7 protein-coding genes and 1 tRNA gene are annotated in these 5,389 nt (G+C 57.2%); 3 read left to right on the forward strand and 5 right to left on the reverse strand.

The window, feature by feature from the left end; translation table 11 throughout:
- Window positions 1-114: 114 nt before the first annotated feature.
- From msrB to AC1XOS_RS19250, 4 genes are read right to left on the reverse strand one after another with little or no spacing between them, the layout of a single operon-like run.
- The gene (gene msrB / locus AC1XOS_RS19235; RefSeq protein ID WP_481963837.1) at window positions 115-636 is read right to left on the reverse strand and encodes a peptide-methionine (R)-S-oxide reductase MsrB; all 522 of its coding nucleotides are present in this window, start codon (window positions 634-636) and stop codon (window positions 115-117) included.
- A 21-nt stretch (window positions 637-657) separates the two neighbouring features.
- On the reverse strand, window positions 658-1,428 hold the full coding sequence (locus AC1XOS_RS19240) for a molybdopterin-dependent oxidoreductase (protein ID WP_481963838.1): 771 nt from the start codon (window positions 1,426-1,428) through the stop codon (window positions 658-660).
- A 1-nt stretch (window position 1,429) separates the two neighbouring features.
- The gene (locus tag AC1XOS_RS19245; RefSeq protein WP_481963839.1) at window positions 1,430-2,353 is read right to left on the reverse strand and encodes a cytochrome b/b6 domain-containing protein; all 924 of its coding nucleotides are present in this window, start codon (window positions 2,351-2,353) and stop codon (window positions 1,430-1,432) included.
- Between the two features lie 13 nt (window positions 2,354-2,366).
- Window positions 2,367-2,918, reverse strand: a complete 552-nt coding sequence (locus AC1XOS_RS19250) for a redoxin domain-containing protein (RefSeq protein WP_481963840.1) — start codon at window positions 2,916-2,918, stop codon at window positions 2,367-2,369.
- A 205-nt stretch (window positions 2,919-3,123) separates the two neighbouring features.
- On the opposite strand from AC1XOS_RS19250, the gene AC1XOS_RS19255 reads away from it, so the two are divergent.
- From AC1XOS_RS19255 to AC1XOS_RS19265, 3 genes are all read left to right on the forward strand, one after another.
- The gene (locus AC1XOS_RS19255) at window positions 3,124-4,350 is read left to right on the forward strand and encodes a J domain-containing protein (RefSeq protein WP_481963841.1); all 1,227 of its coding nucleotides are present in this window, start codon (window positions 3,124-3,126) and stop codon (window positions 4,348-4,350) included.
- Between the two features lie 30 nt (window positions 4,351-4,380).
- Complete coding sequence (locus AC1XOS_RS19260) at window positions 4,381-5,058, forward strand: hypothetical protein (protein WP_481963842.1); 678 nt, start codon at window positions 4,381-4,383, stop codon at window positions 5,056-5,058.
- Window positions 5,059-5,065: 7 nt separating this feature from the next.
- Window positions 5,066-5,183, forward strand: a tRNA-OTHER gene (locus AC1XOS_RS19265).
- Between the two features lie 55 nt (window positions 5,184-5,238).
- Here AC1XOS_RS19265 and AC1XOS_RS19270 read toward each other — a convergent pair.
- Window positions 5,239-5,389: triose-phosphate isomerase (locus AC1XOS_RS19270; protein WP_481963843.1), on the reverse strand; the 151-nt coding region annotated here is incomplete at its 5' end.

Raw genomic sequence — 5,389 nt, forward strand, 5'->3', positions numbered from 1 at the left:
AAATTTGCACGAAAAATGGAAAGAGAGCCATACGCTCACCCAAACGCGTCGGCACTCTTCCACTCTGAAACTCTAACCAATACCTCCCAACCACAAGCCGCTGTCGGACCATCACTAGGGTTTCTTGGCGGGAATAAACTTCATTGCCCCGGAGTTCATGCAGTAGCGCAGACCAGTGGGAGTCTTGGGAATGCCATAGTTGCCATTTGCATCATCGAAGAGATGGCCTAAGTGGCCCAGGCAGCGGCTACAGAGCACTTCCACACGCGCGCCGTCTGGGTCGCGTTTTTCCAGCACTGCGCCTTTTTTGAAAGGCTGGTAAAAGCTAGGCCAGCCCGTGCCCGAGTCAAACTTGGCCTCGCTCTTGAAGAGCTCCAGCGCGCAGCCCGCGCACTGGTAGGTTCCTACCTTATGGTTGTCATGGTACTCGTTGCGAAAAGCGTACTCCGTGGCTGCTTGGCGCAGAATGCTGTACTGCGTGGGCGTGAGCCGCTTGCGCCACTCCGAGTTCGAGAGTTTTTTCCAGTCTATTTCTTTGGCGGGTTGCGTCGGCGCAGCAGGTTTCTCCTGTTGTGCTAAGGCCGCGCTGCCAAGTGCCAGAGCGGCACCAAAGATCACCATTGCGTTTCGTGTCATTTTCATCTTCCTCTTCCTCGTTTACAATCCTGCATAGAAATCATACCCTTGTTCGGCCCAGTAGTCTTTAGGACGCTCGGTCGCGTAGGTAATGTTCGTGATGAGCTTGATATTTTTTATCCCATACTTGGTGGGAATTGCAAGCCGAAGCGGTGCCCCGTGCTCAGCGTTGAGCGGCTCCCCGTTCATGCCCCAGGCGAGCAAGGTCTGTGGGTGCAGTGCGCTCTCGACATCTAGACCCACGTAGTACCAAGCGTCTTCAAATCCCTCGGGCTCCGAGCGAAGCGAGACATACTTCGTGCCCGGCAGCGGCGGGTACTTCCGGGCAAAGTCCACAAACCGACAGCCCGTCCAGGTGACAATCGCGCTCCAGCCCTCCACACACTTTAGCTCCGTGGTCAGGGTGACCTCGGGGAGAGCCTTGAGATCTGCAAGCGTGAACTTCTGGATCGCCTCAGGATCAGGGTTTTGTGCATCGCCTAGGGTCAGCTGCCAGGTTGCCAGATCGGGCTCAGGTGTGATGCTGTGGTAGTTGTTGCGGGGCTCGACAGCGCGGGCTGCCGGAAACGTCGGGGCGTTACGTCCCGAGACAAAGAGCTTCGCGAGCTCCTCGTTGGTCTCGTGTGCCTTCCGAAAGACTTTCTTAATTCCGGTGCCATCGTCGCTTGCCTTCTGGTTGAAGAGCGAGAGCAGGCTCAGGCTCCCTGCCACACCCGCCCCAGCCCAGAGAAACGAGCGTCGTGAGAGTCGCCGCATCTCCAAACCCGTCAGCTCTTTTACTTCGTCGTCCATTTTATTCGTCCATATCCTCTGCATCGTCTACCAGCGACACTTCGATCTCACTCTCTGGAGTTTCTGTCTCAGGAGTCTCTGGAAGGGGTTCTAGTTGCGCAATAGCCAGCTCGATCTTGGGTCCAATCAGTCCAGCGATAGGCTCCTCTTTGGGTGGGAGCAGCACCCAGCCCGTGATCATGGCGCGAAAGTTATTCCAGCCTGCTCGTGCTACCTGACTTACATGAACGAAGAAAAACGCCACAAAGAGACAGGTCACGATAAAGTGGATCAGCCGTGCGCCCTGGTAGCCCCCAAAAGGAACCGCCAGCCAGCCCAGCTGCGCCGGTTTCGAGATCGCCACCCCAGTGATGAGCATGAGCACTCCCAGCACGACCACCCCTGAGTAGGCCAGCCGCTGGGCATGGTTGTACTTCTCGCCCTCGGGTGCGGCCTCGATCTTCTTCCAGAACGCCAGGTCTTTAAGCGCAACCTTCATCGCCTCGATCAGTGAGTTCTTTTTCGGGGCCAGGTGCCGCCACTGCCCACTGGAGATCAGAAAGGCCACATAGATAGCGCCGTTTATCGCAAAGAACCAGGCAAAGAGAAAGTGCCATGCCATTCCCTGGGCGAGCCGAAAGCCCATGATGATCTCTAAGCGCTTATCCTCAGCGGGGTAGGTCTCGGGCAGCGTGTCGCCGGAGTAGAGCACGCGGACATCGGGGCGCAGGATGATCCGATCGGGTACTTTAAGCCACTTGGGCGGATTTTTGTCTTCCGTGCCTCCATGGAGAACCCGATAGCCGCCCTGGTAGAGCTGCGTGGCATAGGTATCGTTAGCCCAGAGGATCAGCGTCCCCGACCAGATCATCAGTGCCAAGAGGGGAAAGTTGATCCAGTGAAACCAGCGGATCGCCAGAGGGTGTTTTTTTACGATACGTGCCATGCTTTAGTCCGCTCTACTTTTCGCTACGGAGCAGCTCTATTCCTTGCTCAACACGCTTGAACTCGCCACTACCCTTGTAGTCTAGCTCCCCATCCCAGCGGCCCCGAACCTGTCCTTTTTTATCTATTAAGTACGTCGCAGGCCACCACTGGTTCCGCCATTTTTTCCAGTTTGCCTTATCGTTGTCAATCAACACCGGAAAGAGCAGCTTTTCTTTCTCGATAAACTTCTTGACATCATCGACCACGCGCTCACTTTCCAGCTCGGGCGTGTGAATCGTCACAAAAACGACCTCCTTGCCTGCGTATTTTTTCGCCCAATTGTTCCAGAAGGGTAACGTCCGCTTGCAGTTGATGCAGCCAAAAGTCCAGTAGCAAGCCACGATCACTTTTCCTTTGAGGTCCGCAAGCTTTACGGGCTTGCCATTGATCCAGTCTTTAGGCGCACCGATCAGCTCAGGCACTTGCTCAAAGACTGGCTTTTCGGGAGGTGTTTTTTCTTGTGCTCGTGCCGCTCCGAAAAGGAGCGTACCGATCCCAGAGAGTAGTACATTTTTCCGTGTCATGCTGCTACGACAAACAAGCTCTGGTAAAAGTTCAATCGAGGCGATAGAATCATCTCACGGCAGCGGGTCGGCTTCGAACCTGGTCAGGGCGGAAGCAGCAGCCATAAGGAGTACGGCCCGCGTGTCGCAACAGCCCCTCCAAGTTATCGCAACAGTCCCTCCAAGTTATCTCTGGCGACCGGGTATAATTGAGCCTGAAAAGTCTATGCCGGAGCGAACGCACTACGAAACTCTGGGTCTCCCGGAAACCGCCTCTCTCGAAGAGATCAAAAAACAATACCGCAGCCTTGCGCGCAAGTACCACCCCGATGTCAATGCGAGCAAGCAGGCAGCGCAGCAGTTCTCCGACATTGCAGAGGCCTACCGCGTTCTCAACGACACCGAGGCGCGGCGTGCCTACGATGCGGAGCGTGCACTCCGTCAGCGCCAAGCCAATGCCAAGCCCACGGGACCACTGAATCACTCTGCAGGCCCTCGTCCCGCGCCAAAACCCACTCCCCAGCCTGTCACCACAGCAACCCAGGAGTCCGAGCGGCTCTTGCGGCAGGCGCAGACAGCCTTCACGCGAGGGCGCGTCGCCGAAGCCAGAAGCCTCGCCGAGCAGTCCTTGCGCTACAACCGGAAGAACGCAGCCGCGTGGGAAGTCCTGGGCGATGTCTGCCGCAACCAGGGCCGCACCGACGATGCCCTGCGCCACTATACGATGGCCAGCCAGCACGATCCCCGTAGTGCGACCGTGCAACAAAAGATCGAGCGGATCGCCCGTCAGCCCTCGGGTGGCTACAGTGGCTCGACCGGCTACACACCTGCGACGCCCACGGCACGTAGCCAAGCTTCCCGCGCCACCGGTCGCCCTAGCACACGCACCGCTCCTATTGTCACCAACCTCACCGAGGAAAAACGTCCTCTGGCCCGCATTCTCGCTGGCTTTTTTGGGTTCTTTGGGACATTTCTGCTGCTGCTTTTTACAGGGTCGTACCTGGATAAGTCTCCTCAGTCTACGCAGATTCTTCCCTTTGTCTCGTCGTGGAGCTGGCCCTTTGTTTTTTCGCTCCTTGCCGCCGGGGCGCTTCTGGGCTCCGCAATGACCATCACGGGTATGATCCGGCGGATTGAGGACGACCTGATTCTCACGAGTAACAGTGGCGGTGCAAAGTCCCCGCCTATAGGAATCGTGATAGTCCTCGTCGGGCTCGTCTTTTTCTGGATTGCCGCTGCCCTGCATCTTGCCATCGCGCTGATCCAAGAGTCTCTCACTCCCTCACTGCTCAAGCTCTACGGGGCGATTGCCTTTATGACCGCGCTCTTTGCGATCTGCTGGAGCATGCCCAGCACGGGAGGTGCTGGCCAGACTCTCCTGCTGGGTGGCAATGTCATCTTCGCAGGTTTTATTATCGGCTGGCTCCTGGGCGACTTCTTCCGTCCGGACTAAACACGACACTTTCAGGTATAACCTGGTTCTATGCAATGCTGGGAATATGGTCGCTTTGTCGCGGGTGCCACGACGCGCCGCTGGTCAGATGGGGCGCACGTAAAAATCGTCAAACAACTCGAAAAAATGCGGAGCGTCGCAGGCTACACCGATAGCCTCTACGACGTCCAAGTGGGCGGGGAGACGAAGACGCTCTGGGGCGGTGAGCTTGCCAACGCCATCTATCCCCTCTCCGATGGACGTGTCTTTTTGGCGCGTGTGGTGGGCACGGGCACGGGTAAGCTCCGGCGAGTAGAAGCGCGTCTACACACAGGCAGCAACACGCTACGCTTCCCGACCATCGAGGTTCAGGAGACAGCTCGCTTTGGTTACTCCCTCGGTGTTCTTGCCAGCGGCGGGCAAGGTTTGGCGGGAGTCGAGCGCCTTTTCCGGTTGAAGTTTACCTACGAAGCCTGCGACTACCCCAATGGCGAGGTACTCTTGCTCCAGCGCGGCAGTCAGCTCATTCTGGGGCCACGAGCACTCTCCAGCAGCAACGAAGTTGGTAGCCAGACCTATAAACTCCTCTTCCCACGTGATCCCGGGGGCCGTCCCGATCAGATCCGCGAGCTGGCAACCGTCACAGAGCGCAACGAAAACGGAAAGATTCTACGGCAGAAAACGACCATCACCACGTACCGCTGGACCGGAAGCCGTGTGATAAAATAACGCCAAAGCATCCGTAGCTCAGGGGATAGAGCATCCGCCTTCCGTGGTCACAGGCAGTTACATGAGTTCGATTCTCATGACCACGAATAAGCGGAGGGTCGCAGGTTCGAAACCTGCCGGGTGTACTCAAAAAACAAAAAAGCCGGGATTTCCCGGCTTTTTTTGCGTCTTAGCGACTTGCTACGCGGCGTTGATAATCGCGGCGAAGTCGGCGGATTTGAGAGCTGCGCCCCCGATCAGGCCACCGTCAATGTGCGGCTGGCTTAGCAGCTCCGCGGCATTGTCGGGCTTCATTGAGCCACCGTACTGAACACGAACCGCCTCCGCGACT

Source organism: Armatimonas sp., assembly GCF_964826245.1.